The sequence below is a fragment of the Cohnella suwonensis genome (genome assembly GCF_042655365.1).
Taxonomy (GTDB): Bacteria; Bacillota; Bacilli; order Paenibacillales; family Paenibacillaceae; genus Cohnella; species Cohnella suwonensis.
This window is the reverse complement of sequence record NZ_JBHSMH010000118.1, coordinates 78,780-102,397: the sequence shown is the minus strand read 5'-3', so window position 1 is coordinate 102,397 and position 23,618 is coordinate 78,780. Positions and strand designations below refer to the sequence as shown.

At 51.5% G+C, this 23,618-nt stretch carries 19 protein-coding genes and 1 pseudogene; 3 read left to right on the top strand and 17 right to left on the bottom strand.

All coding sequences use genetic code 11. The features are described 5' to 3' along the window. Positions 1-426: hypothetical protein (locus ACFPPD_RS26475; RefSeq protein WP_378083962.1), on the top strand; the 426-nt coding region annotated here is incomplete at its 5' end. A gap of 64 nt (positions 427-490) precedes the next feature. Here ACFPPD_RS26475 and ACFPPD_RS26470 read toward each other — a convergent pair. The 4 genes from ACFPPD_RS26470 to ACFPPD_RS26455 all read right to left on the bottom strand — a co-directional run bounded on the left by ACFPPD_RS26470 (position 491) and on the right by ACFPPD_RS26455 (position 4,361). Further along, positions 491-1,132 (bottom strand): M50 family metallopeptidase, encoded by a 642-nt coding sequence (locus ACFPPD_RS26470; RefSeq protein ID WP_378083960.1) that lies wholly within the window; start codon positions 1,130-1,132, stop codon positions 491-493. A 91-nt stretch (positions 1,133-1,223) separates the two neighbouring features. Next, entirely contained in the window at positions 1,224-2,303 is a 1,080-nt protein-coding gene (locus ACFPPD_RS26465; RefSeq protein ID WP_209749114.1) for a Gfo/Idh/MocA family protein, read from the bottom strand. Between the two features lie 34 nt (positions 2,304-2,337). Continuing rightward, positions 2,338-3,339 carry a helix-turn-helix domain-containing protein gene (locus tag ACFPPD_RS26460; protein WP_209749113.1) on the bottom strand — a complete coding sequence of 334 codons (1,002 nt, stop codon included), beginning with the start codon at positions 3,337-3,339 and terminating at the stop codon, positions 2,338-2,340. 38 nt (positions 3,340-3,377) lie between these two features. Then, positions 3,378-4,361: a Gfo/Idh/MocA family protein gene (locus tag ACFPPD_RS26455; protein ID WP_209749112.1), complete on the bottom strand. Its 984-nt coding sequence runs from the start codon at positions 4,359-4,361 to the stop codon at positions 3,378-3,380. Between the two features lie 206 nt (positions 4,362-4,567). On the opposite strand from ACFPPD_RS26455, the gene ACFPPD_RS26450 reads away from it, so the two are divergent. Both ACFPPD_RS26450 and ACFPPD_RS26445 read left to right on the top strand, forming a co-directional pair. Further along, positions 4,568-5,764 (top strand): amidohydrolase, encoded by a 1,197-nt coding sequence (locus tag ACFPPD_RS26450; RefSeq protein ID WP_209749111.1) that lies wholly within the window; start codon positions 4,568-4,570, stop codon positions 5,762-5,764. A 94-nt stretch (positions 5,765-5,858) separates the two neighbouring features. Beyond that, positions 5,859-6,209: a winged helix-turn-helix transcriptional regulator gene (locus ACFPPD_RS26445; RefSeq protein WP_209749110.1), complete on the top strand. Its 351-nt coding sequence runs from the start codon at positions 5,859-5,861 to the stop codon at positions 6,207-6,209. A 17-nt stretch (positions 6,210-6,226) separates the two neighbouring features. Here ACFPPD_RS26445 and ACFPPD_RS26440 read toward each other — a convergent pair. The 13 genes and pseudogenes from ACFPPD_RS26440 to ACFPPD_RS26380 form a co-directional block, all read right to left on the bottom strand. Next, positions 6,227-6,393 (bottom strand): annotated as a pseudogene (locus tag ACFPPD_RS26440) (BBE domain-containing protein); the annotation flags it as partial. A 195-nt stretch (positions 6,394-6,588) separates the two neighbouring features. After that, positions 6,589-9,444, bottom strand: a complete 2,856-nt coding sequence (locus ACFPPD_RS26435; RefSeq protein WP_209749109.1) for an OmpL47-type beta-barrel domain-containing protein — start codon at positions 9,442-9,444, stop codon at positions 6,589-6,591. A 62-nt stretch (positions 9,445-9,506) separates the two neighbouring features. Further along, positions 9,507-10,340, bottom strand: coding sequence for a glycoside hydrolase family 130 protein (locus ACFPPD_RS26430; RefSeq protein ID WP_378083957.1), 834 nt, complete (start codon positions 10,338-10,340; stop codon positions 9,507-9,509). Positions 10,341-10,499: 159 nt separating this feature from the next. Further along, positions 10,500-10,733 carry a hypothetical protein gene (locus ACFPPD_RS26425; protein WP_378083954.1) on the bottom strand — a complete coding sequence of 78 codons (234 nt, stop codon included), beginning with the start codon at positions 10,731-10,733 and terminating at the stop codon, positions 10,500-10,502. A gap of 29 nt (positions 10,734-10,762) precedes the next feature. Next, on the bottom strand, positions 10,763-11,809 hold the full coding sequence (locus tag ACFPPD_RS26420; RefSeq protein ID WP_209749108.1) for a glycoside hydrolase family 88/105 protein: 1,047 nt from the start codon (positions 11,807-11,809) through the stop codon (positions 10,763-10,765). Positions 11,810-11,811: 2 nt separating this feature from the next. After that, a complete protein-coding gene (locus ACFPPD_RS26415) occupies positions 11,812-13,473 on the bottom strand; it encodes a hypothetical protein (protein ID WP_209749107.1) in 1,662 nt (553 codons plus the stop codon). Between the two features lie 38 nt (positions 13,474-13,511). Continuing rightward, entirely contained in the window at positions 13,512-14,384 is an 873-nt protein-coding gene (locus tag ACFPPD_RS26410; protein WP_209749106.1) for a carbohydrate ABC transporter permease, read from the bottom strand. Positions 14,385-14,398: 14 nt separating this feature from the next. Then, positions 14,399-15,319, bottom strand: coding sequence for an ABC transporter permease (locus tag ACFPPD_RS26405; RefSeq protein ID WP_209749105.1), 921 nt, complete (start codon positions 15,317-15,319; stop codon positions 14,399-14,401). A 196-nt stretch (positions 15,320-15,515) separates the two neighbouring features. Next, positions 15,516-17,057, bottom strand: coding sequence for an extracellular solute-binding protein (locus tag ACFPPD_RS26400; RefSeq protein ID WP_209749104.1), 1,542 nt, complete (start codon positions 17,055-17,057; stop codon positions 15,516-15,518). Positions 17,058-17,257: 200 nt separating this feature from the next. Continuing rightward, positions 17,258-19,531: an AraC family transcriptional regulator gene (locus tag ACFPPD_RS26395; protein ID WP_209749103.1), complete on the bottom strand. Its 2,274-nt coding sequence runs from the start codon at positions 19,529-19,531 to the stop codon at positions 17,258-17,260. A 533-nt stretch (positions 19,532-20,064) separates the two neighbouring features. Further along, complete coding sequence (gene groL, locus ACFPPD_RS26390) at positions 20,065-21,690, bottom strand: chaperonin GroEL (protein WP_209749102.1); 1,626 nt, start codon at positions 21,688-21,690, stop codon at positions 20,065-20,067. 31 nt (positions 21,691-21,721) lie between these two features. Next, positions 21,722-22,006 (bottom strand): co-chaperone GroES, encoded by a 285-nt coding sequence (gene groES / locus ACFPPD_RS26385; protein WP_209749101.1) that lies wholly within the window; start codon positions 22,004-22,006, stop codon positions 21,722-21,724. A 223-nt stretch (positions 22,007-22,229) separates the two neighbouring features. Then, the gene (locus tag ACFPPD_RS26380; RefSeq protein WP_209749100.1) at positions 22,230-23,501 is read right to left on the bottom strand and encodes a methyl-accepting chemotaxis protein; all 1,272 of its coding nucleotides are present in this window, start codon (positions 23,499-23,501) and stop codon (positions 22,230-22,232) included. Positions 23,502-23,618 lie beyond the last annotated feature (117 nt).

The window sequence follows — 23,618 nt, the reverse complement described above, 5'->3', positions numbered from 1 at the left end:
TGCACCAAAAAAAACAAACGGCACAGGGCTTTTTCCCATGCCGTTTCGGACTCCATTTTTATTCCCGGTCTTGTCTTTGAGCTTAACTTAATGACATTGCTTCCGCGGGAGGTCTCAGGCAATCGAAAAAGCCGGTATTTATGGAGACTTGAATCGCTTTTTTCCAGCCGTACGCTTTGCCGCTTTTCGCTCCGTTTTGCCAACAACCTGCAAAAGTACATGTTGTTCGGCTCGTTTGTTCAAACGTTCGCTGACAACCTGCAAATCTGCAGGTTGATTCCCGCTTTTCGCGAGAAAACGATCCCTTTTCGGCTCAACAAACTGCATATTTGCAGGTTGTTGAGCCGTTTTGCCGATTTTGTATCGATCAACCTGCATATTTGCAGGTTGATCGAAGGGAGGCTTTCTTCGTGCCACATTTACTAAAAGTCGTAGGGCTTCGCCCTTCGCGGGAGGTCTCTTTCTCTTCCTTGTCATGGACTCCGTTCCGTTAATCGAAGCCTCTCTTGTAGAACAAGGCAATCGAGCCTTTCGCGCACCACAGGGAGAATACCGTGAACAACAGCGCCCAGAATAGCGCCGGCACGTGCGACGCCTGGCTTAAGTTCGATGCGTCGCCCGCCGATGAACCCCGGAGCGCGGCGGACAACACGATAATCGAACTGACGACCGATTCCACGAGGCAAATAAACGCGATGAGAAAATAATACCCTTTGATCAAGCCAGGTTTGGACAAGCGATAGACGACGAACGTCGCCGCCGCGAATCCGCCGCACCACCACATGCCGTACGCGTTGCGCACGAAGAACGCCAGCCCGAGGACGGCGACGACCGCGATGGCGATCAGTCCCGCCTTCTCTTTCCGTTTCGAATGCAGATAGAACAGAAGAAGGGCGAACAACGCGGAGCCGATATACCCGGCCAACGAAATCGGCACTCCTTTCCAAGTGGAGGAGTACGCCGATAACGTAACCCCGCTCTGGTCCGCGTACAGATGAATGAATCTCACGTCGCCTGACAGCAGCAACGTAACGAGAGCATGCGAGAGCTCGTGAACGAGCGTGTCCACGTTTCGGAAAAACGCCGAAAATGGGATAAACCGCGTCAACAATGCCGTAATCGCGAGGAACACGGCCGTTTTCGCCCAGGAACGAATAACGACAACCCCTCTCCCAATGGAATCAGTTAAATTATACCAAAGGAAGAGGGGTTGTACAGGAATGTTAAGGCAATTCGATCGCCACTTCGCGTCTCGCTTCCGCGGAACGGAGGACGCCGTCGATGATCGCTTGCTGGATCAGGATTTGTTCGCCCGGAATCGGAGCCGGACGGCCGCCCTGCACCGCTTCGGCGAAATCGCGCACCTTCTCGTCGAACAGGTTCAGCCTGTGTTCGATCAGCGGAATCGCCGTCTGCGTGTGACCGCCGTATTCGTCGTGGAACATCGTCATCGAGCCGATCGAACCGTCCCATACGCCGGACCACGGGCCGCTGCCGGCCGACGTGATTTTTAAGCCGGCGTCGGTACCGAGGAACATCGTCGCTCCGAGCGAATCCATGTGCATCGCCCAGGAGATTTTGAAGTTCAAGACGAGATCGTTCTCGAAGCGAACCATCGCCGTACCGAAATCTTCGACCTCGAACTTGCTCGCTTCGCCGTGGTATTTCGGATTGGTGCCGAAGTGGTTCGACGTAAACGCCGATACGGTCAGCGGACGGGGGTAGCCCATCGCGTTTAACGCCATATCGAGCGAGTAGCAGCCGATATCGGCCATCGCGCCCGCGCCCGCCAGCTTCTTGCTGATGAACGTGCCTCCCGGCATGCCGCGGCGGCGTCCGCCGCCCGTCTCGGCGTAATACACTTTGCCGAGACGGCCCGATTGTACGATCTCCTGCAGCAGCTTCATGTTCGGATCGTAACGAGGCTGGAAGCCGATTGTCAACATGTTGCCCGTCTCGCGGGCGGCTTGCGTCATCTCGAGCGCTTCTTCGAACGTGACCGACATCGGTTTCTCGAGCAGCACTTGCTTGCCCGCTCTAAGCGCGTCGACCGTCGTCCGGTGGTGGGACACGTTCGGCGTGCAAATGCTGACGCCGTCGATCGGTTGGGCGAGCAGTTCCAAGTGGCTATCGTAAGCGGCCGCTTCCGTCAATTGCTCTGAGTCGACGAATTGGCGCGCCTTGCCCGGAATGACGTCCGCGACGGCGACGATGTCTACGAACGGAAGCTTGCGATACGCCGCGACGTGCGCCTTCGCGATGCCGCCGCTGCCGATAATGCCGATTTTGAGCCTTTTGCTCATTTAATTAGCCTTCTCTCGTCTGGAATGGTAGTCGTTATCGAACGTCCCCAACGTGTTGGCGGCGATAGGCGTTCGGCGTCAGGTCGAACTTGTTCTTGAATACGGGGTACAGATAGTTCGGGTTCGCGAACCCGTGATTCAGCGCGATCTCCTCGATCGGCAGATCGGTATGGACGAGATCCGCGCATATGCCGGTCAGCCGCACGTGCTCCAAATATTCTCCGAACGTCGTCTGTCCTTCGCTCCGGAAAATGCGCTGTAGCTGCCTTGGGCTGACGTGGATCGTCTCCGCCACCTGCTCCAAGGAAATCGGCAAGCCTTCGTTGTCTTGAATGTATTGGGTCGCCATCTGGTACCGGTGGAACTGCATGTCCCTTACCGGAATTTCCGGTTTTCCGTTCGGCGTGTCCAGCACCCGTATCGTCCGCAACAGAATTTGAACGATCGCTTGCTTCAGCAGCGTGTAGAAGCCCGTCGGTTGCTCTTCTCCGACCCGGTAAGCGTCCAGAAACGCGCTCATCGCATGGAACCTGTCGACGAGGGGCGACAGCGGCAGCCGTCCGAGCGCATCGAAACAATTCTTCGCTTCTTCCGCCTCCAGCGAGTCTCCCCATCCTTCGGCGGAAGCTTCGTCCCCTTTCAACGGCACGATGTCCAGATGCAGACACAGCTCGTGCATCGGATCTTCCTCGTCGGACTCCTGGTAATGCACCAAGTCGGGCCCAGTCAAATAGAATAGCCCTTCGTGAAGATCGAACGTCTGATCCACGAGAATGACTTTGCCTTTCCCTTTGGCGATAAAATGAAACTCGTATTCCGAGTGTCTATGAAAGTTAATAATGTGTCCGGGCGGGAAAGCGGCCAGATGACACTTCAGCACTCGAATGCCGTAGTCGCCCCATCGAAATCTCAGATCGAGACGGTCGAGGGTATCCATATGGCCGATCATGCGGGCGTACGGGAACGGCCCGGCGTTGCTTGCCGTTTTGTTCGCTTGTTTTCTCGCCGCTCCGCCGTTCGTCGTCTCCGTTCCCATCGCTTCCGCTCCTTTCGCCGCTTTTACTTGAGTCGCGTTTACGCCAATTCGTCGATCCGGATCGGACGTCCTTCCGCTACCGAACGATTGGAAGCTTCCATTAGTCGGGTCAGATCGGACGCCAGTTCGATGTTGTACGTCGCTTCCGTCCCGTTCAGAATATGCCCCACCCACTGGCTGAAAGCGATCGGCTGCGAGTCCTCGACCGGCAGAGGTTCCCATTGTCCGCTGCCGAGGTTGGAACGGAATATGCCTTCGTCCCCCGGGAAGCCGTACAACAAGCTGCCTTCGGTGCCGTGCAGCTCGATCGAGAACGGGGAATGCGCGTTGACGAAGCCCGCTTCCACGATGCCTAGGGCGCCGTTCGGGTAACGAAGCACGGACACGGCGTTATCTTCGACTTCGCGTCCGGTCACGTAGCCGTAATTCGCGCTTACGCTCTCGGGCATGCCGAGGAAATGACGAACGAGATACATCGGATGGCAGCCGAGGTCGATCAGGGCGCCGCCCGCCGTCTGCTCCTTGTCGTAGAAATGGGCCGGCAGCCAGTTAGCGGTCGCCCCGTTATGGGACAACCGGACTCTCGCCATCGTCAGCTTGCCGAGCGTGCCGTCTTGTACGACTTTGGCGATCGCCCGAGTCGAACCGGCGTTCAGCCTCGGTAGCGATACGGTCAGCTTCACGCCCGCTTCGCGCGTCGCGGCGACGATCTCCCGAACTTCGCGATCGGTAGGCGCGACGACTTTCTCCGTGAAAATATGCTTGCCGGCGCGCGCCGCCTTCAGCATCACTTCGTAGTGAACGTTCGTCGGCGCGTCCACGATGACGGCGTCGATATCTTGCGTTAGCAGTTCATCCAGCGAAGAGAAATACGGAACGCCGTATCGGGCTGCCTTTTCCTTCCCTCTCGCCTCGTTCTCGTCCCATATCGCCGCGAGCTCCGTATTCGGATTCTCGAGCGCGTATCCGGTATATTCGTCCGCATGCACGTGCCAGTAGCTGATTTTGCCAATGCGAATCATGGTGAGTCCCCCTCGGTCGGTTACTTAAAATATACGACAACGATTCAAGATTACACAACTTAATCGCTGCATATAATGAGTTTTCGTGCCATTTAAACTACAAAAAGACGACATGAAGTGCGGATGACTTTCTCGCGCTTGCTTGTCGCCCCCGAGAAGGGATACGATAACGATAAAGGTTATCGAAAGAAAAAGGAGCTGTTTCCATGACATTCCCAACGACCGAACGATATAAAGATCGCATCAAGGACGCAATCCAAGCGCATGCCCCGAGATTAACCGAGATCGCCTCCTTCATCGGAGCCCATCCGGAGCTCGGCCACGAAGAGAAGCAAGCGTCCGCCTTGTTGTCCGGCGAACTGGAGAAGCTCGGCTTCCGCGTCGAAAGAGCCGTTCTCGGTTTGGAAACGGCGTTCATCGCCGAATACGGCGCGGCGGGGAGCGGACCGGTCATCGGACTGCTCGCGGAGTACGACGCGTTGCCGGACATCGGGCACGCGTGCGGCCACCATCTGATCTGCACGATGGCGTTGGGCGCCGCCGCGGGCTTGCGGGCGATCGCCGACGAGACGAACGGCACGATCCGGGTATACGGCACGCCGGCGGAAGAAACGAAAGGCGCGAAGATCGACATGGCCGCCGCCGGCTTGTTCGATGATTGCGACATCGCCATCATGGCCCATCCGTACTACCAATTCGAACGATCCGGTTCCTCCCTCGCGATGGACGCCCTTCAGTTCGAATTCCACGGCAAGGCCGCGCACGCCGCGGCCAATCCGGCGGACGGCGTCAACGCGCTCGACGCCGTCATTCTGCTGTTCAACGCCGTGAACGCCATGCGGCAGCAGACAAAAGACGACGCCCGCATCCACGGCATCGTCTCGAACGGCGGGCAAGCGCCGAATATTATTCCGGAATACGCGTCGGCTCAATTCTACGTCCGCTCGGCGTCCCGCGCCTACACGGACGAATTGACGCGAAAAGTTACGGCTTGCGCGGAAGCGGCCGCCGCGGCGACGGGCTGCCGAATGACCGTCAGCAACTACGAATACTCTTACGACGAGCTACGGACGAACGAGCCGCTCTCCGCCGCGTTCACCGCCAACTTGATCGCAAGCGGCGTTCCGGAGAGCGAGATCGCGCACGCGAACGACCACGGTTCGCTCGACCTCGGCAACGTCAGCTTGCGCTGTCCCGCCGCCCACCCGTTCGTGCAAGTCGTCGACGCGCCCTTCCAGCTGCACACGGTCGAGTTCCGCGACGCCGCGCAGCAACCGCGCGCATACGAAGCGATGGCGTTCGGGGCGACGATGCTCGCCTATACAGCCTGCGACGTGCTGACGGATCGCGACCTGCTCGCGCGCATTAAAGAAGATTTCGCGAGAACGGCCGGCGGGAAATAACCCGCTCGGCCGTTTTTCGTTGCGCGCTGGCGATACGTGTGCCTATAATAAGCTCATATGCCCTTAGCTATACAAAGTATAGGAGGTTTACCGCATGAACTCTTCAACCACCGCATCCGCTTCCAGCACCGTGCCTAAAGATCCCGTCGTCATCGAATGCTCCATCGAGAAGACGCTCGACGTCATCGGGGGCAAATGGGCTTTTCTCGTATTGAGGGAATTGTTCTGCGGCACCCGCCGCTTCGGCGAGTTGCAGCGCAGAATCGCTTCCGTAAGCCCGCGCGCCCTGACGAGCACGCTTCGCCACATGGAAGAGAAAGGCGTCCTGACGCGAACCGTCTTTCCGACCGTTCCCGTTACCGTCGAATATACGTTAACGCCCAAGGGCGAAGATCTACACCGCATCGTCAAGGAAATGAAGCTATGGGCCGCCAAGTGGACGTAGGCATCTCCTTATGAGTCCTAGGCTTTGCGAGCCGGAGGAATGCTTTGGCGATTTTTAAACACGTTTTCAGGGTCGTATTCGCTTTTACTCTCCGCAATCTAGGAAAGTTCGTTCCGTAGTAAACCCGCCCGGAATTTTTAATCCCTTGGTCCGGAACGTTGATATAGGAGCCCACGATAAAGGGCTACAACTTTTCGCGTGCCCATTTTATGGCATTCGAAACGTCTTTGAAGGTCAAAACGCTTATTATCGGCCACAAACAATATTCCTTGCAGCTCTGTCATTCAGATATTCCTCCCCTCCCTCCCTTGACCATAGAAGAAGCCCGCACTCGTATGGCGAGGCGGGCTTCTTCTGCAAGTATGACCGACAATCCATTTTACAGGTATCGTTCTTCCAACATCTTTAGCCCTGCGAGTAACTTTTCAGCAAATTCATAATTAATTGACTTGCCTGCTTGCGACAAAATCTGATTACTCATGGCATCGATTTTCGATTTCGTAGGCTGTGGCTCGTCAATCGTATCCTTGATCGTAGAAGCATGAGCCTGAAGCGATTGGTAAATCCCATCGTTCGTAATCATGTCGTTATCGTATGCGAACTGCAACCATTCCTCCATATGCCCGATATCAATCACAACTTTAATCTTCATCTCTAACTCGATGCGATTGCCCGCGGCATCCTGCGCTTCTACCCGCAGAATATGATCGCCGATCGTGATATCTGAAGCCTCGATGATAGCAGGAAGTATCAAGGGGGTTCCATCCCACGTTGCGGAAATGACAGCTAATCCGCTCAACGAATCAAGAGCGTCAACGCTTAGTTGAAGCTGCTCGTACGGATAAACGGAAGTATCCCCGGTATACGCAAGCTGCGGAGGTGTCTTATCGATTTTCACCTCGACCGTCTTAACCGTTTCTTCGTTGTTAGACATATCGGCGCTATAATAATTAATCGTGTGAATTCCATTCTCCGTAAGGGTCATAGACGAACCTTCCATAAATGGAGCTTCATTAACACTATAAACTGTTTTTATAACTCCACTTTCGTTATCCGCAGCGGTAAGCGTCACCGTTACATCCGTATTCTTCCAACCCGAAGGCGCATCATCGGTCGTAACCGGCGGAATATCATCATTAGCATGTACATTTTCCAAACCGGCATTGACGATCTTCATGATATTTACCATATCCGTATAGGGCTGATCTTGTTGGTTAAGCAATCCTATATTGAAGTTCTCGCCGTCCTTACGCCCAGTAACCGCTTGATCGTAGTACGAGAAATAACCAGAGCCGACAAACAATGGATGCGTGGTTTGGCTTTCTACGAAAGCTTTGAAGGCCAAACCTCTGTCCGCGATACTTCCTACGCTTGTAGCCGCATTAACAGGTGACAAGCCCCGATTATTCGTGCTGAATGTATATTCCAGATTCAATAGCGGTTTCCCGTAAGTCTCATATCTGGATATCCAATCCGCGCTATTCGTATAGTTATCTACGGAGAAAGCATCTACAAACTCCATGGCCGCCGAATCCCAATCCAGACTGGTTCGCCAGGTAGGAACGACAGACGCGCCCAGGAACAAGTGGTTTGTATCGTATTTTTTAATAATGCTTCTAATAGTAGAGAAATAAGTTTTGGATGCCAGCTTGATATATTCCGATACATCCACGGCCGGAACCTTGGTTATGATTATTGAAGTATTCTTTAAGGCGGCGAACGATTCAGCGCTCGTACCTAGAAGCTGGTTAACGGCAGTGATGTCATTGTTGTACCTTGGCGCAAGAAAATCCACAAATGCACCTTTCGCTGGAGATGTTGAATTGTACGTCAGTATCTCTTTAACAATATCGGTAGTCCAGCCAGCCTCATTATCGTAGGTATAACCGATTAGCCACTTGTCCGTCTTCCCCTGTTGAAGCTGCGTGCTGAGCGCGGTTTCAATGATGGATTCATTCTGCGGGTCAAAAACATCGTAAGTCCATTGAATACGCTTTAACCCTGCGGGATCCTGCAGGACATGAATGTAGGGGAACGTTACATGATGGGGCTTCGTCCATTTGCTGAAGGCATTAAAGCCCCAATCTATCAAACGTTTCTTGGTGATATCCTCCCATTTCGACTCAAAGTCGCTGCCATACTTTCTCATGACATTGGCGATGACGAAGCTTACTCTTTCTCCATTGGAATCATTAACATAGGCAGGAGCATACGCAACGGGATCGGGAAGCTCCTCAAACACCTGCTTCGGAGTGCCATCCGCTTTCTTAAGCGGCGTTCCGTATCCCCACTCCCATATACTTGTGGCATCTACGCCCTTCAGAATAAATTTATACCCGTCCGGGGTAACAAACCACCATTTGTTGTCGATTTGCTGAAGTCGGAAATAACCGGTATTCGTATACTTTCCTCCATTTTTAATTCCGCCGTACTGATCATATTTCGACGGGTTCAGAGAAACATTGGACAGCAGAGTTGCCTCATCCGTGTATTCCTGCTGCAGCTGCGCGTCGGACGTTACCTTTCCCTCCCATGTTTCATAAACCCATTGCCCGTATTTGTCTACCATTAGGGCATCCTTCTTAAGCTCGAGAGCCATTTGCTCCACGGTAAGCCCAGGACCGGGATTCTCGCCTTCCTGTCCGGTCCCTTTATAAATTTGAACTTCGGCGAGGGGGATATGCTGAAAGGCATGAGGACGCTTAATATCGATTACAATAAATCTGGCCGTCTTATTCGACATCGGTATGTTGACCGAATAGTTCCAGGTTGAGCTTGGGCTCGTCGAGGTTATTCCAGGTGTTCTGATGTGTTTGGCAGCAATATAGTAATAATCCGTTACAGCCTCAGGGCGGTATTTTACCGTAAACTCTTTAAACCCCCAAAAGCTATTGGGTGAATTCAGTACGACGTTAATACTTTCCAGCGGGTAGTCCTTCAGCAGGTCAAATACCACCTGCACTGTCCCTTGGGAGGTTGCGCTTCCCATCCAGCCGGCGTAGGTTGTCGTTAATCCGTCAAAAAGCACTCCATTGGTCGAGGATACCAGCCCTGTCGCTCCCTTATCGGGCGAATTACCCCCGTTCGGAGCAGGTTTATAGTAATAGTTTCCGGTTTTCAGCAGAGTGCCTGCCCCCTCCACACCGCCTGCAGGGATAAACGTTGCTACCAATAGGAAGGCTAGAAATAGTGCCAAAACGCGAGCTTGATATCCTTTACACCAAGTTGTTCCCATCATTTAACCTCCTCTTTTCTCTTAAACTAGTGCTTTAGAAACGCTTACATTTCTGATCCTTGTTATTCCTCGTACATCTGACCTTTAGCATCAAATCGCTTGACATACTCCACCAGCTCAGCGAAGTTCACCCAAGAAATGCCCACCTTCTGGTCCGCAGCGCCATAAGACATAATCAGATCGTCTCCTGCAATAATTCCGCCTGTCGTAAACAAGCAAGGCGTAGGATAATCGACGGGCATCTCCCAAGCCTGTTGGGCGTACATTAAGCGCTCGGAGCAACGATGCGTCACAATCGGAAAGTCGTTATCCTGCTCGCGAACGATTAGGAACGATTGGGTGTATCCGTAGCAGCTATCCTTCTTGCCATGATAAGAAACGAGCCATTCGTCAGATGAAATCCTCAGTGGCGCCCAGCTTGCTCCGATCCGGTTGTCTTCCCAATGGAATTGACTGGTCGCCAGCAGCCGATAGGTTACCCGATCCGCCGCCCAGAAGTCCTCTACCTTCTCCGCCGCAGCGAGGTAGATCGACGGTTTCTTTAGCCCAGACCCTTGCGGGAATACGGCAGGCGTCATCGGGCGGTGCAGCATCACATATTGCAGCTTCCCGTCAATCCGCATCTTATCGGGGAACAGGAAGACATCTCGATTATCGCTTACATGACCTTCCGTTAAAGGGCAGACATAGATAAAAGCTTCTTTATAACGGCCTGCCTTCAGCAATTCCAAATCCAGCTTATACAGAACGGTTACGGTATTGTTGGTTCGTGCGGTAACACGGAATGCATCATCACCCTCATGCACCCAGTAGGGCACATAGTCGTTGCGCGTATCAACCGACGGCTCCTGGTCAATAAGCCAATACGGGCCCGGCGGGAACATCCGGCATGCCACGGATAGATACAGCTCATCTCCCACTGGGAATAGGCGCGGGTCCTCGATGCAGCCGTTGGAATAATCGCGTACCCGGTTCCCATGTATGTCCGTAATGTAAATATCCTCGAACCTCTCATTCAGCGCAGGTGCGAGTGCAGGCCTGGAATAATCGGCATCCTATGTCTTGCCTAGATCATTGCTTACCGCATACCCCAGGAAGATCGGATACGGGTCGTGCTTGCCTTCCTTGCGCTTCCGGGACCAGGGACCCGTAGCCCGAAACAGCATATGCAACTTATCGGAAGCCGGATCTTTAACAATAGCTGGATTTAGCACCATATGGCTTGCCCACTCGCAGTCAGGAGCGGGTTCGAGCGCTGGCTGCGGGGAATATCGGAAATAAGGCTTCATGAAGCTGTTCCTCCTGTTTTTTGTTGGCATTATGAGATCAGATATTCATTAAGAAGAAAGAGAGCCAGACCTTGTCCATATTGCGTCGGGCGAATATCGAAATCGTTATAAGCCTCTTCGCTCGGCAAGACCGGGGTTCCGCCCGATACTCCGCCTACATGGCCGTTCTCGTCGACGGAGACGAGCAGTTGCTCCAAAGTCAGATCAGCAGCTTCCCGATAACCGTCATCGACCCATCCTTGATTCGCGGCTTTTAAGAAGCTGCTGGCGATCCCTACGCTTCCGGACATCTCATAGCGGTAATCCGGACGGTTAACAACAACCGGCCATAACCCGTTCTCCGCCTGATATGTTTTCAACCCCCGAAGTAAACGATGATAGCTTTCGATTAGAAGCTCCGGTACGTTCAGCATACCCTGCAGCTCTTGCAATATCATAGGTGTTGCCAGCGCGATCCACGCATTCGCCCTCCCCCACCGGGCCGCGGACATATGGTTGCTCTTTCCGCAATCCCAACCGTGGAATAGCACACCGGTTTTCTCATCCTGCAGCAGCTTGAAGTGAAGCTGAAGCTGGCAAAGCGCCTCTTCTCCAACCTTCTTATTCGCTGTTACTCTAGCTAATCGAGCGAGAAACAGCACCCCCATGAAGATCGTATCCGCCCAAACCTGCTCGGAAAACGCCTCCGGCTCGGTCACCGTGTGCTCGAAAGCCCCTTCTCTCGTCTTCGGCGCTTCTGTCAGCATCCAATCGCCAACTTCGATGGCTTTATTAAGGTAGTACTGATTTCCCGTTAATTCATACAGTCTGGGATAAATCGTAAACGGGGCCATAGCGTTAATGACCTTATGGTTATCGGATTGATACCTGTTGCGCTCCGTCCACTTTATTATTTCGCTTAGAACCTCCGGCTTTTGCGTACATTCGTAATATTCGAGTATGGCTATAATCCCTACACCCGGATTCCAATCCCAGCTTTCAATATCCATGCCCCAATCGCCAGGCTGTCCTTTCAGCATCAACGCTGCGATTCGTCCGGCCGCCTCATCACAAGCCTGCTTGCGTATACGCGTCATTTCTACACATCCTCTGTCATAAATGAGACTTCGCTATTTCGGAATAGCTGCCCAATACGATCCGGCTTCACAGGGATGGCAATGCCCATCCTCCGTCCCTGCTTCTCGCACCAGGCGTATAGGGATCCATCCTTATATTCGCTTCCGGCTTGCAGTTCTTCCGCTCGCTCCGACAGCGTAAACAAATACGCCCATGCCGCTTGATTCCATTCATGGAAATCAAACGGTTTCCTCGGACCTTCATAGATGATGTAATCGATGCTTAGGGTATCCTCTTGCTCTGATCGGGTAATCGTAATCCGCGGTACTCCCTCGTCTGACAAAGCGGACAATTGCTTAACCCGTACCGTTTGACCGCCAATGACAACTGCAGCATCGTAATCTAACTTGTTGCCAGAGTCGCCATCCGCCCCCTCGATATAACCTCCGATTTCGATACGGATTCGAAGATCCTCTGCCTTAAACACACCGTTAACAGGATCTAATATCGGGTGCCAGTCCCCGAAATCCAGCGCCAGATTGATTCCGAATACGATATCGCTCTTATCCTGCACTCCCGTGAAGACAGCCGACGAGAAGTCCTTCCCGTCTTTAAGGAAGCGCAGCTGGGCATAGGCCACCTTGCCTTGGTTATCCACATAAGCAATCAGATTCCGGCGTTGGTTCCACATCATATCCTTGGAGAAAGAACCTAAACAATACGCTTCCTGCAAGTACGTGGTAGCATAGCTCTGGTACCCTGCTTCATCTTCGTCGAATATTGGGCAACGGATATAACGCTCCTCCTCTGTGCTGAAATAAGGTAAAAGCTCCTCCGGGCAATGAAGCGCCCGCGTGTCAGGATATTTCTCCAGCATGGGAGAATAGGATCGGCTATGCGGCCCTGCCCATTCCTTCGTACGCGGATGGTAACGCTCAGCAGCCATTCTCCATGCGATGTGAAGCAGCTGCTCCGTTAACTTGATGGATGTGGGGTCCTTGGTCTCTACAATAATATGGCGAAGCTCCTCCATCGTAATCGGCGTATAACAGGGGCTGTTAAATTCGACAAAGGTGCCCAGCCGTACGGTGTAATCATACAGACGCTGCAGTCGATTTCGGCCATATTCCACGAATGTCTCTTGTCCAATGACCTCGCCGCCTACGAGTGTAACGAAAGCCCCCATGGCCGCTATATTAGTATAGCTAGGACCGACATCCCGTTTCACGATCGCTTGACAAGCACGCCCTATTGCCTCCGACAATCCTTGCCTGAGTCCTTCGCTTAAGCGATCCCCATGGTGCTTTAACACTAGTACCAGCTTCTTGCCGATGAAATCGGCAAAGTTCCAATCCGGAGTTTCCATCTGGTCCAAGTGCTCCTCATAATAATAGGACCAAATGCCATAGGTAGGGCTATCTTGACGCCTGTCCTGTAATTGCAGGATGACGGCTACTATTTCTGCCGCCCGTTCCGCATAATCAGGCAGCCTGCTGTCCAATAAATCCAGCGCATATACGACGGACAAGTAGGTGTAGTGCACGTAAGGATAGGAATCCTTTTTAAGAGCGGTATGATAGGTTTTCTCCATCGGTCCATACTGCAGCTTTACTTCTGGATTGTAAGAAGCTTCCCGTGCCGAAAGACTTGCCAATAGTTGCTCCTTATTGCTGTAAACAGTCATAATCGATCCTCCGCCAATTCGATAATGAACGCTGTTAGCTATCCCTTGACCGCGCCAATCGTCATCCCCTTGATGAAATAGCGCTGCAGGAACGGGTACAAGAAAATGATCGGCCCAATCGTGATACACACGGTCGAAAGCTGTACGCCTGATGCTGACACGGGAATGTTTACATTCGTATTTAGATAATCCAGATTCGCGTTGGACACGATTCTTCTTAACATCATCTGCAGCGGATGATTGTGCGGATTATCAATAAACATCAGCGCATTAAACCAGTCATTCCAATAGGAAAGCGAATAGAACAGCGTGATCGTTGCGATCACAGGCATGGAGATCGGCCAGATAATTCGGAAGAAGATATACAGCTCATGGGCTCCATCCACAGTCGCTGCCTCGCTTAATTCAAAGGGAAGCGTACGGAAATAGGACGTCATCAAGAATGCGTTGAATGCGGAGAACAATTGCGGCAAGATTAACGCTAATAACGAATCGCGCAAGCTCAGCCAGTTGGAGATGAGCAAGTAATAGCCTACCAAACCAGGCGCAAACAGCAGCGTGATATAAATGTAAAAGGATAGGAAATTCCGATATTTCACCTTCAGATGAGCTGCAACATAGGAGAACATGGAAGTCATGAGCACGGCTCCGGCGGTACCGACCACGGTAATAAAAATAGAAACAAAGCCGCTTCGGTACACCTGGTTGCCGGCAAACAAGAAGCGATAGGAATCAAGCGAGAATGCCGTAGGCAGCATTTGAAAGCCTTTGACAATCTGATGCTCGGCGGTGAACGATCCGATATACACAAGCCAGAAGGGAATCAAGCAAATCAGGGCAAAAAAACCTATGAATACATATGCCGCGACGGACACGGCAAATTGGGATGTATCTCGTTGTTTCATTTTCATGCCAAAGCTCCTTTCTAGAATATCTTCGAGTCATTATCAACCCTGCGGACAACCCAATTGAAGAATAGAATGGTAATGAACCCCATAACCGACTGGAATAAAGCGACTGCCGCTGCATTGCTGTAGCTGTTCATATTCGAGACATCCCTCAAGGATCGATACGTATACGTATCGATGACATCCGTAGCCTTGAAGAGCAGAGAATTGTCTCCTATGATTCCGTAGATCAAGCCGAAATCACCGTAAAAGATCCGTCCCAGCGCGAGAAGCGTCAGTACGATAATGGTCGGCCTTAGTAGCGGCAGGGTAATATACCAGATCTGATGCCAACGCTTGGCGCCGTCGATTCTTGCGCTTTCGTAATATTCCTCGGAGAAGCCGGTGATGGTTGCAAGATAAATAATCGAACCCCACCCGGCTCCCTTCCATACGAAGATGATCGTGAGCAGCATAGGCCAGACCGACGGCGTTTGAAACCAATCGATCGGCTGATAACCGAAATCCTTCAACACTCGGTTAATCATGCCGTCCTGTCCGTTAAAGAAGTTCATGACCATCAGGTTAATGACGATAATCGAAATAAAATGCGGTAAAATCACGAGAGATTGAGTCACCTTCTTGAAAAACGCTTGCCTGATTTCATTCAGCAGCAGGGCAATTAATAATGAACTAACCGTGCCTGCCGTAATGAACAGAAGGTTCAGGAATACAGTATTTAACGTAACCCCCAGCCAATCCGGACCTGTGAAGAAAAACGCGAGATTATCAAGTCCCACCCATCGGCTCCCCCAGAGCCCCTTCGCAGGTATGAACTGCTTGAAGGCCAATAGATGTGCGGACATCGGTAAATAAGAAAAAATAAATACGTACACAATCACGGGAAGCGCCATAGCGTACAGCCACTTGTTCTTCCTGAGTTCCAGGATCATACTCATGTTAACGCTCACCTTTCCTTTGTATGTACCTGAATATTACGCATTCTTGAAGCCGTGCGTATAGTATTGCTTTTATCAATGAGTTTGAACTGTAACGCTCTATGGGGGTTTGATTTCTATCACTCGCGGAAGTTCGGAGTTTACCAATATAAAAAGCCGGCGACCATGTTTCAAGGTCGCCGGCTTCTGGGATCCATTACTTCTTCTTGCCGGCTAGAAACGCATCCAGCTGCTTCTGATACTCGGTTTGGATTTTCTTTACATTCTCATACGCAATATCCTTAAACTTGACCAAGCCCTCCGTTGGTTCCACCAGACCCAATACGATCGGATCATAGTACTCTTTACCGGCGTTACTCAATTGTGCCACTTCATTGGATACCGGGCTTGGATCGAAAGTGAATCCTGAGAGAATATCCGTCGTGAAATTGTTAGGATCCCGCTCCCACTTGTTTAGCTCGATGACATCTTCAGGCAAGGTGGCATCGATGCGATCCAATGCAGGGTTCCAGCCCCAAGCGAAAGGAATACCGCCATAAGGATTTTCTATGCTGGGTTTATAAAGGCCTTCTCCTGCATCTTCCCAGTTTTTACCCTTTATTCCGTACGCAAGCAAATCGTAATTATCCTTCTGGTTCAGCCAGTTGATGAATTGAATGGCGCGTTCTTTATTTTTGCTGACAACAGGAACAGCAATATGGTTGCCTGCTTTGTACGTCGAGCTTAGCTTCATGCTAGTGTCATATAAGCTGAAAGCTTCCGCAGTCGCTCCTGGAACCGACTTTTCTAACCCTGTGCGGGTACCGAGATTTACACCGAAATCAAAAAAGGTTGTAACCGCTGCCTTCCCTTTGGTGAACTCCCCATTTCTAAGCGTAAGGGCGTCCTTGGCAAAAATTCCATCCTTGTAGAGCTTATGATTTTGCTCGATATTTTTCATGATCATTGGGTCCATGTCATCGAAAATATTATAGACCTTGCCATCATTCCCTTTGGTATACAGGCCTGGATAATTCAATACGGCGGTAAGGTTGGCATTGGGATCAAGCATACCAGCCAACTTCAAACCAATATGTTCAGTACCGTTAGGAATGTACGGGGTAACCTCCGGTGCCTTCTCTTTCACAGCGTACATAAATTGGATCAGATCGTCATAGCTCTTGATCGGATCGATACCCAGCTTCTCCCGAATATCTTTGCGTATTACAAACGTCCACGGACGGATGAAATTGACTTCAAGCGGAACCGCATACAATTTTCCGTTCACTTTGTTGGCTTCCATCAACTGCGGTGAGCGGTTGCTCTTAATTTCCGGCCCAACCTTCTCTATGAGATCATCTAACGGTTCGTAAAGACCGGCTGCAATATTTTGTGTCGGATTATTATCCCAGATCAGATCGTAGTCTTCCGCGGAGGATAAGGCAACTTGACGCTTCTGAAGAACATCCGCCCATGGAATAAACACCACGTTCAGCTTTACGTTAAGCGAATCGGCAAGACGGTTCTCCATCTCACTCTTCACTTCACTCCAATCGGCCGGCGGATCTCCCGGGAACATGATTTTCAGTGTAACCGGATCTAATTGGGCGTCCGTGGTAGCTGCTGCTTTACCGGATTCGGATGGTGACTGTTTACCGGTTTCGGACGGTGCCGCCTCATTCGAACCGCAGCCGGCCAATGTTACCGCCAGTATTAGCGAGGACGCCATTAACATGATACCTTTCCTTCTCACCTTCATTGTTTAACCCCTCCAGTTTTATGATCAACCGAGCAGTGACGTACCGATAAGCTGCGCTTTGCTTCATGCATCCCGCTTGCTCGGTTCGTGTTTGATCATAATCGGATAGCTCAATTTACGTACAGTCCGGTATCTATCAAAAGGTACGAAATGTTACAAAGGGATGAGTCCTTATTTTCTAACAAACCGAGTACGAATTTCTACAGTTCAGCATGTGTCTTCTCCAACCGGTATTGGTTCGGCGTCATTCCGGTTGCTCGTTTGAACAAGGAAAAGAAGGTACTCTTGGTTTGAAATCCGGACTGCTCCGTTATATCCGCTACGGTCCAATCGGTCGTTATCAGCAGCTTGATCGCATACTCGATCCGTTGGTTTGTAATATAATCGGATAATGAGCTATGGAAATGGTCCTTGAATATTTGTCTGGCATAGTTCACGGACATCGATACATGAGCCGCAATGTCATCCACGGAAAGCATCGGATTGTGAAGATGATTGCGCACATATTCGATCATCTCGGCGGCGACCTCATCCTTGCGGCTTGAGGCATTCTTGTTGCGGTGCTGGTCTATGATCTGCAGCAGCTCTTGGTACAGCCACGATTTTACTTCCCCTAAGGTTGCAAATTGCTCCAAGAAGGTATGGATACTCTTCATCCCTTGAAACGTTTTATAGTTCTTGAAGCTCTTCATGATCGAATAAATGATGTGGGTCAGCTGCAGCTTGCATTCCTCATAGCTTAACTCCTGCATATGCAAGGTGAGATGATCCAAATAACCTTCAAGCTCCTTATCGTTCTTGAGCTGAACAGAGTGAATAACCTGCTTCAGCAAGGCTTCATCTAGATCGCTGTCTTTGCCTCGTTCATATCGCTCCAGATCTTCGGAGGTAAACACCCTATCCTCATGATTAATAAATCCTATTAACGTCAGTTCGTATAGCTGAGTATAAATCGTCTGCAAATTCTCCTCCACATCAAGCACGGAGCTTACCGCTGCATGCACCTCCAGCTTAAGCCACCGACTGATCTGAAGCTTTACGTCCTCCATCGCTCCGACAGCTAATGCCGCGTCTTCATCTGAAAGAGCCGAAGACATGAGCGCCACGATGTGATCAGAGCCGAAATCTACCGTTTCTGCAGCATAGCCGTGATTTGCAAGGACTTCGGTCATAATGTTGCCTAATGCAAAGCGCAATGATTTGCGTGAAGCAAAGTCGAATTGCTCTTCGAAGCGTCCATAAGATTCCAGACGTATGACCGCCATGCGGAACCATCCGGTTCGAAGAATTTGCGTTTGGTTTCTAATAAACTCTTTAATCGGTCTTGAAGACTTCGAATTTAGAATCCATTGGCGCAAGAAATCATCTTTCACCAAAGCTTGGCTGCTCTTGAGCGATAAATCCAATTGTTCTATCTTCTCGACAAGGGAATGGAACCCGGAATGAATCCACGACATTTCATTATTGGTTTTCGTTTTCCGTACGATGGGATGCTTCTTGCCCAGCTTGTTTTGTATTTGATAGGCCAAGTCGCTAATAGGCTTCAAGCTGCGGTAGGACTGCCAGAACAAGTATAACAGCAAAGTTAACAGCAGAAAGATCGAAGAACCGATAATTTCGGTCCGGATCTTGGTTACTTTTGCTTGCCAGAGAGAGATCGGCGATAAGTGATAAACATTCCATCCTTCTATAGGCAACCGTTCTGTCTGAATAGACCAGGTCTCTTTGCCGGACTTCCATCTCCCGTTCTGTTCTGCTACCGATTTATCCATTTCCATTAGTTCTTTCGTTAATGCAGGATCCGTATTTCCCAGAATGAACTCCTTATTCTTGCCTTCAATATATATTTTGTTCTGATCTTCCTCCGAGATCTGCAGCATGTTCACATTCAACAAGGGTTTACTGAACAGAATCGCAACAAAACCATGATAGTTCTGATTAGGACCGGCTGCAGGCACGACAAGAGCCAGAAACGATTTACCTTCCACCTCATGGTTAACATACTGCAGATACGGCGTTTTTTGGCCCTTAATGTAGTCCAACATGATGGGGTCATAGAAATCCTGCGTCGTGTAAATACTTGAGTCCGAGGTGTAGATTTGGTCAATATCGAAATTGATTAAATAAATGCCGTAAATGAAAGGTTCGCTGCTCATAAATTCCCTTACGCTTGTCGCGGCTTTACTCAATGCGAATGGAGAGTAATCGTTATTATCCATGCTCGTCCAGATTGCAATACTTTCATCCGAATAGATTCTCAGCGCAAACTGGCGTAATTTCTGCAAGGTAAATTCCGAGGTTTTAACGACTTGTTTCATTTTCTCTCGATTAGACTTGTCCATTTCATCCATTGCGCTTCGAGCGAACTGCTGACTCAGGAACATGGTGAATACCAGGGTAAGCAAGCTCACGGCCATGGAGGAAAATAAAAATATGCTTAAATACATCTTTTGCGGTCTAATCCGGCTCCACATGGCAAACCCTTCTTCCTCAATCAATACATATAAAGAACAGTATGACAGGATTCCTGCCTTGTCCAGTATGAATCTTATCGACGAAGTGCGAATTTTACATGACTTGTTTATAAAGAGCCAGCATCCATATCTTCCGCAGCCTCAAATACGTTTTCATCAGGGACACGTGTAATTTCTTCTTGTTGCTGAATTTGCTTTTCCATTTGTGCATACCACTCTTCAAAAGACTGATCCGACTGCCGTTCCCGATTGCGGTATCTAAGCTATCACGCTAGGACATAAGAAGATGCATAACTAGCTACGCTATTCACAAGCAAAAACGCCTTCGGCGTCCTACGGACGTCGGAGTAGCTTTGCGTAGGGATCAGATGAGTATAAGGAAGTCGAAACTTATACTTTCTGATCCATAAAAAAAGGCTTCTCACAAAGTTCAAATCGAACTCGTGAGAAGCCTATTTTAATTCAATGTGGTCAAAATGTGGACAAATGACGTTTTCTAACTTGAAGTCCCTTGCTAGACAAGAGATTTCAGTTTACATCATGCCGCCCATGCCACCCATGTCGGGCATGCCGCCGGCCGGTTTGTCTTTCTCCGGTTTGTCGGCGATGACCGCTTCGGTCGTCAGGAAGACGGCCGCGACGGAAGCCGCGTTCTGCAGCGCGGAGCGCGTCACTTTAACCGGATCGATGATGCCGGCTTCGAACATGTTGACCCACTCGCCGGTAGCGGCGTTGTAGCCCGTGCCGACTTCTTCCTTCTTCAGGCGTTCGACGATGACGGAGCCTTCTTGGCCCGCGTTCGCGGCGATCGTGCGGATCGGCTCTTCCAAAGAGCGCAGGATGATGTTCACGCCCGTTTTCTCGTCGCCTTCCGCGTTAACCGCGGCAACCGCGTTGTATACGTTCACGAGAGCCGTACCGCCGCCGGATACGATGCCTTCTTCGACGGCCGCGCGAGTCGCGTTCAATGCGTCCTCGATGCGAAGCTTGCGTTCTTTCAGCTCGGTTTCGGTAGCCGCGCCGACTTTGATGACCGCTACGCCGCCGGCCAATTTGGCCAGACGCTCTTGCAGCTTCTCGCGGTCGAAGTCGGAAGTCGTTTCTTCGATTTGAGCACGGATTTGGTTAACGCGAGCCGTAATGTCGGCCTTGTCTCCCGCGCCGTCTACGACGATCGTATTTTCTTTGTTTACGCGCACTTGGCGTGCCGTACCCAGTTGTTGAACCGTCGTGGATTTGAGCTCGAGGCCGAGCTCTTCCGTGATCACTTGGCCGCCCGTGAGAGCCGCGATGTCTTGCAGCATCGCTTTGCGGCGATCGCCGAAGCCCGGAGCTTTAACGCCGACGCAAGTGAACGTGCCGCGCAGACGGTTGACGACGAGCGTGGACAACGCTTCGCCTTCGATGTCTTCGGCGATGATCAGCAATTGCTTGCCGGATTGAACGACTTTCTCGAGAACAGGAAGGATTTCTTGGATGTTGGAGATTTTCTTGTCCGTGATCAGGATCAGCGGATTGTCGAGAATCGCTTCCATTTTGTCCGTATCGGTAATCATGTAAGGAGTGATGTAGCCGCGGTCGAATTGCATGCCTTCCACGACTTCGAGTTCGGTGTTGAAGCCTTTGGACTCTTCGACGGTGATAACGCCGTCGTTGCCGACTTTGCCCATCGCGTCCGCGATCAGCTCGCCGACTTCCGAGTCAGCGGCGGAAATGGCTGCGACTTGGGAAATATCGCTGCGGCCTTCGACCGGTTTGGAGATTTCTTTCAGTTTCTCAACGGCTGCTCTAACTGCTTTGTCGATCCCCTTGCGGATGACCATCGGGTTAGCGCCTGCCGTTACGTTCTTCAAGCCTTCGCGAATCATCGCTTGGGCAAGAACGGTAGCCGTCGTCGTGCCGTCGCCCGCGATGTCGTTCGTTTTCGTCGCGACTTCTTTCACGAGTTGAGCGCCCATGTTCTCGAACGCGTCTTCGAGTTCGATTTCTTTGGCGATCGTCACGCCGTCGTTCGTGATCAGGGGAGAACCGAATTTCTTCTCGAGCACGACGTTGCGGCCTTTCGGTCCGAGCGTCACTTTAACGACGTTCGCGAGAGCGTCGACGCCGCGAAGCATCGAGCGGCGCGCGTCTTCGCTGAATTTGATTTCTTTAGCCATTGTAAGTACCCTCCCAATTATTCGTTATGGATTAACCCACGATCGCGTGGATGTCGCTCTCTTTCATAATCAAATACTCTTTGCCTTCGTATTTGATTTCCGTGCCCGCGTATTTGGAGAACAAGACGCGGTCGCCTTCTTTCACTTCCAATGCGATCCGATCGCCATCCTTGTTCAACGATCCGCTACCTACCGCAACGATCGTGCCTTCTTGCGGTTTTTCTTTCGCCGTATCCGGCAATACGATGCCGCTTGCCGTCTTCTCTTCCTTCGCCGCCGCTTCTACGAGCACGCGGTCACCCAGTGGTCTAATCATGTAAATTGCCTCCTTCTTAAAATGGTAGATGTTGGTGAGAAATTTCGTTAGCACTCAATTGCATCAAGTGCTAATAACCATTTTCTATGATACGGATTTTTAATCAGCTTTTCAAGTCCTTTTACGTTAAATGTCGCATAAAAAAAATGCGAATCCGCAACAGCCGCGGATTCGCACCCCAGTGGGCATAGCTACCAGTGTTCCCACCGGAGGTTCGCCTCATTCAAGTTTTGAAATTGCCGACCAACGCTTTCAGCCTGGAGGCCATGACGTTCAAATTCTCCGCCGTGCGGGCCATCTCCTCCGTGGAGGAAAGCTGTTCCTCGGTCATCGCCGACACTTGCTCGGTGAAGGATGCCGTCTCTTCCGTAATGCGGGTAATGTCTTGGATCGACTTCGCGACCGATGCGCTGCCCGCGGACATCTGTTCGACGGAAGCCGCCACATCCACGATGTTCGTCGTCAATTGGCCGACGTTACCGACGATCGTGCGGAACGTCTCTTCCGCGTTGCGCATGCCCGATACGGCCGAGAACACTTGGCCGGCGCTTTGCTCGAACATGGTGGCCACTTGGCCGATATCGCCGGACATCGTCCCGATCGTCTCGCCGATCTGAACGGCGGACTGCTGCGTCTGGTCCGCAAGCTTGCGGATTTCGCCGGCGACGACGGCGAAGCCCCGTCCGTGTTCGCCCGCGCGGGCCGCTTCGATCGCCGCGTTAAGCGCCAGCAAGTTCGTCTGATTCGCGACCTCGGAAATGTAACCGATGACTTCGCGCACTTGCTCGGACTTGTGGTTCAACCCTCTGACGACTTCCTGCAAGGAGCGGAACGCCGTCTCCACTTGGGCGATCTCCGCCGAAGTCGATTGCAGCAGCAACGAACCCGCTTGGGCGCTGCTGACCGTCGATTGCGCGGCGTCGGATACGCCCGTCGTCGTCGAAGCGACTTGGTTCAGTCCGTCCATCGTCTCCTGCATCGTCGCCGAAATCTCTTGCGATTGCGCGACTTGCGTCTCGGAACCCGAAGCGACTTTCTCGACCGCCTTGGATACTTCGCTGCTGACGCGGGCGTTCTCGTCCGCGCCCTGCTTCAGCAAAATCGATGAAGCGGCAAGCTCCGCCGTGCTGTCGCGAAGTTCTTTCATCATCTTCTGTAGGCCGTCCAGCATCTGGTTCGCCGCGCCGGCGAGATCTCCCATCTCGTCCGTCGAACGGATATGTATGCGTCTCGTCAGGTCGCCTCCGGAAGAAGCAATGTTCCTCAGCGTCGAGGTCACTCCGCCGATCGCTTCCGTCAAGTTGCGCGACAGCCACATCAAGCCGAAGCCCGCGGCGGCCAATATCGCGACGAAAATGACTACGACTTCGATCATTACCGCCGTATGATCCATCAGATCGAGGTTCGTCACCAACAAGATGAACGCTAATACCAAAAGCAAGGTCAATCCCGCGAAACCGATCCACATTTTCCGTCCTAACGTCATATCGCGCATTCCCTGTCCCTCCCGGATTCTTCACGCCGCTGAAAGCCCTTTCCTGAGACAAGTGTACCATAATTTCGGTAAATGGAATATCGAAATTTGACGGTTTCTGCAGCATGATGGAAGGAC

What these genes read in the sequence shown, in the direction of transcription:
- ACFPPD_RS26400 (WP_209749104.1), bottom strand. Translation starts at nt 17,057, where the DNA reads ATGAAGGTGAGAAGGAAAGGTATCATGTTAATGGCGTCCTCGCTAATA.
- groES (WP_209749101.1), bottom strand. Translation starts at nt 22,006, where the DNA reads ATGATTAGACCACTGGGTGACCGCGTGCTCGTAGAAGCGGCGGCGAAG.
- ACFPPD_RS26415 (WP_209749107.1), bottom strand. Translation starts at nt 13,473, where the DNA reads ATGACTGTTTACAGCAATAAGGAGCAACTATTGGCAAGTCTTTCGGCA.
- ACFPPD_RS26405 (WP_209749105.1), bottom strand. Translation starts at nt 15,319, where the DNA reads ATGAGTATGATCCTGGAACTCAGGAAGAACAAGTGGCTGTACGCTATG.
- ACFPPD_RS26425 (WP_378083954.1), bottom strand. Translation starts at nt 10,733, where the DNA reads ATGAAGCCTTATTTCCGATATTCCCCGCAGCCAGCGCTCGAACCCGCT.
- ACFPPD_RS26420 (WP_209749108.1), bottom strand. Translation starts at nt 11,809, where the DNA reads ATGACGCGTATACGCAAGCAGGCTTGTGATGAGGCGGCCGGACGAATC.
- ACFPPD_RS26465 (WP_209749114.1), bottom strand. Translation starts at nt 2,303, where the DNA reads ATGAGCAAAAGGCTCAAAATCGGCATTATCGGCAGCGGCGGCATCGCG.
- ACFPPD_RS26460 (WP_209749113.1), bottom strand. Translation starts at nt 3,339, where the DNA reads ATGGGAACGGAGACGACGAACGGCGGAGCGGCGAGAAAACAAGCGAAC.
- ACFPPD_RS26380 (WP_209749100.1), bottom strand. Translation starts at nt 23,501, where the DNA reads ATGCGCGATATGACGTTAGGACGGAAAATGTGGATCGGTTTCGCGGGA.
- ACFPPD_RS26445 (WP_209749110.1), top strand. Translation starts at nt 5,859, where the DNA reads ATGAACTCTTCAACCACCGCATCCGCTTCCAGCACCGTGCCTAAAGAT.
- groL (WP_209749102.1), bottom strand. Translation starts at nt 21,690, where the DNA reads ATGGCTAAAGAAATCAAATTCAGCGAAGACGCGCGCCGCTCGATGCTT.
- ACFPPD_RS26455 (WP_209749112.1), bottom strand. Translation starts at nt 4,361, where the DNA reads ATGATTCGCATTGGCAAAATCAGCTACTGGCACGTGCATGCGGACGAA.
- ACFPPD_RS26450 (WP_209749111.1), top strand. Translation starts at nt 4,568, where the DNA reads ATGACATTCCCAACGACCGAACGATATAAAGATCGCATCAAGGACGCA.
- ACFPPD_RS26435 (WP_209749109.1), bottom strand. Translation starts at nt 9,444, where the DNA reads ATGGGAACAACTTGGTGTAAAGGATATCAAGCTCGCGTTTTGGCACTA.
- ACFPPD_RS26410 (WP_209749106.1), bottom strand. Translation starts at nt 14,384, where the DNA reads ATGAAAATGAAACAACGAGATACATCCCAATTTGCCGTGTCCGTCGCG.
- ACFPPD_RS26395 (WP_209749103.1), bottom strand. Translation starts at nt 19,531, where the DNA reads ATGTGGAGCCGGATTAGACCGCAAAAGATGTATTTAAGCATATTTTTA.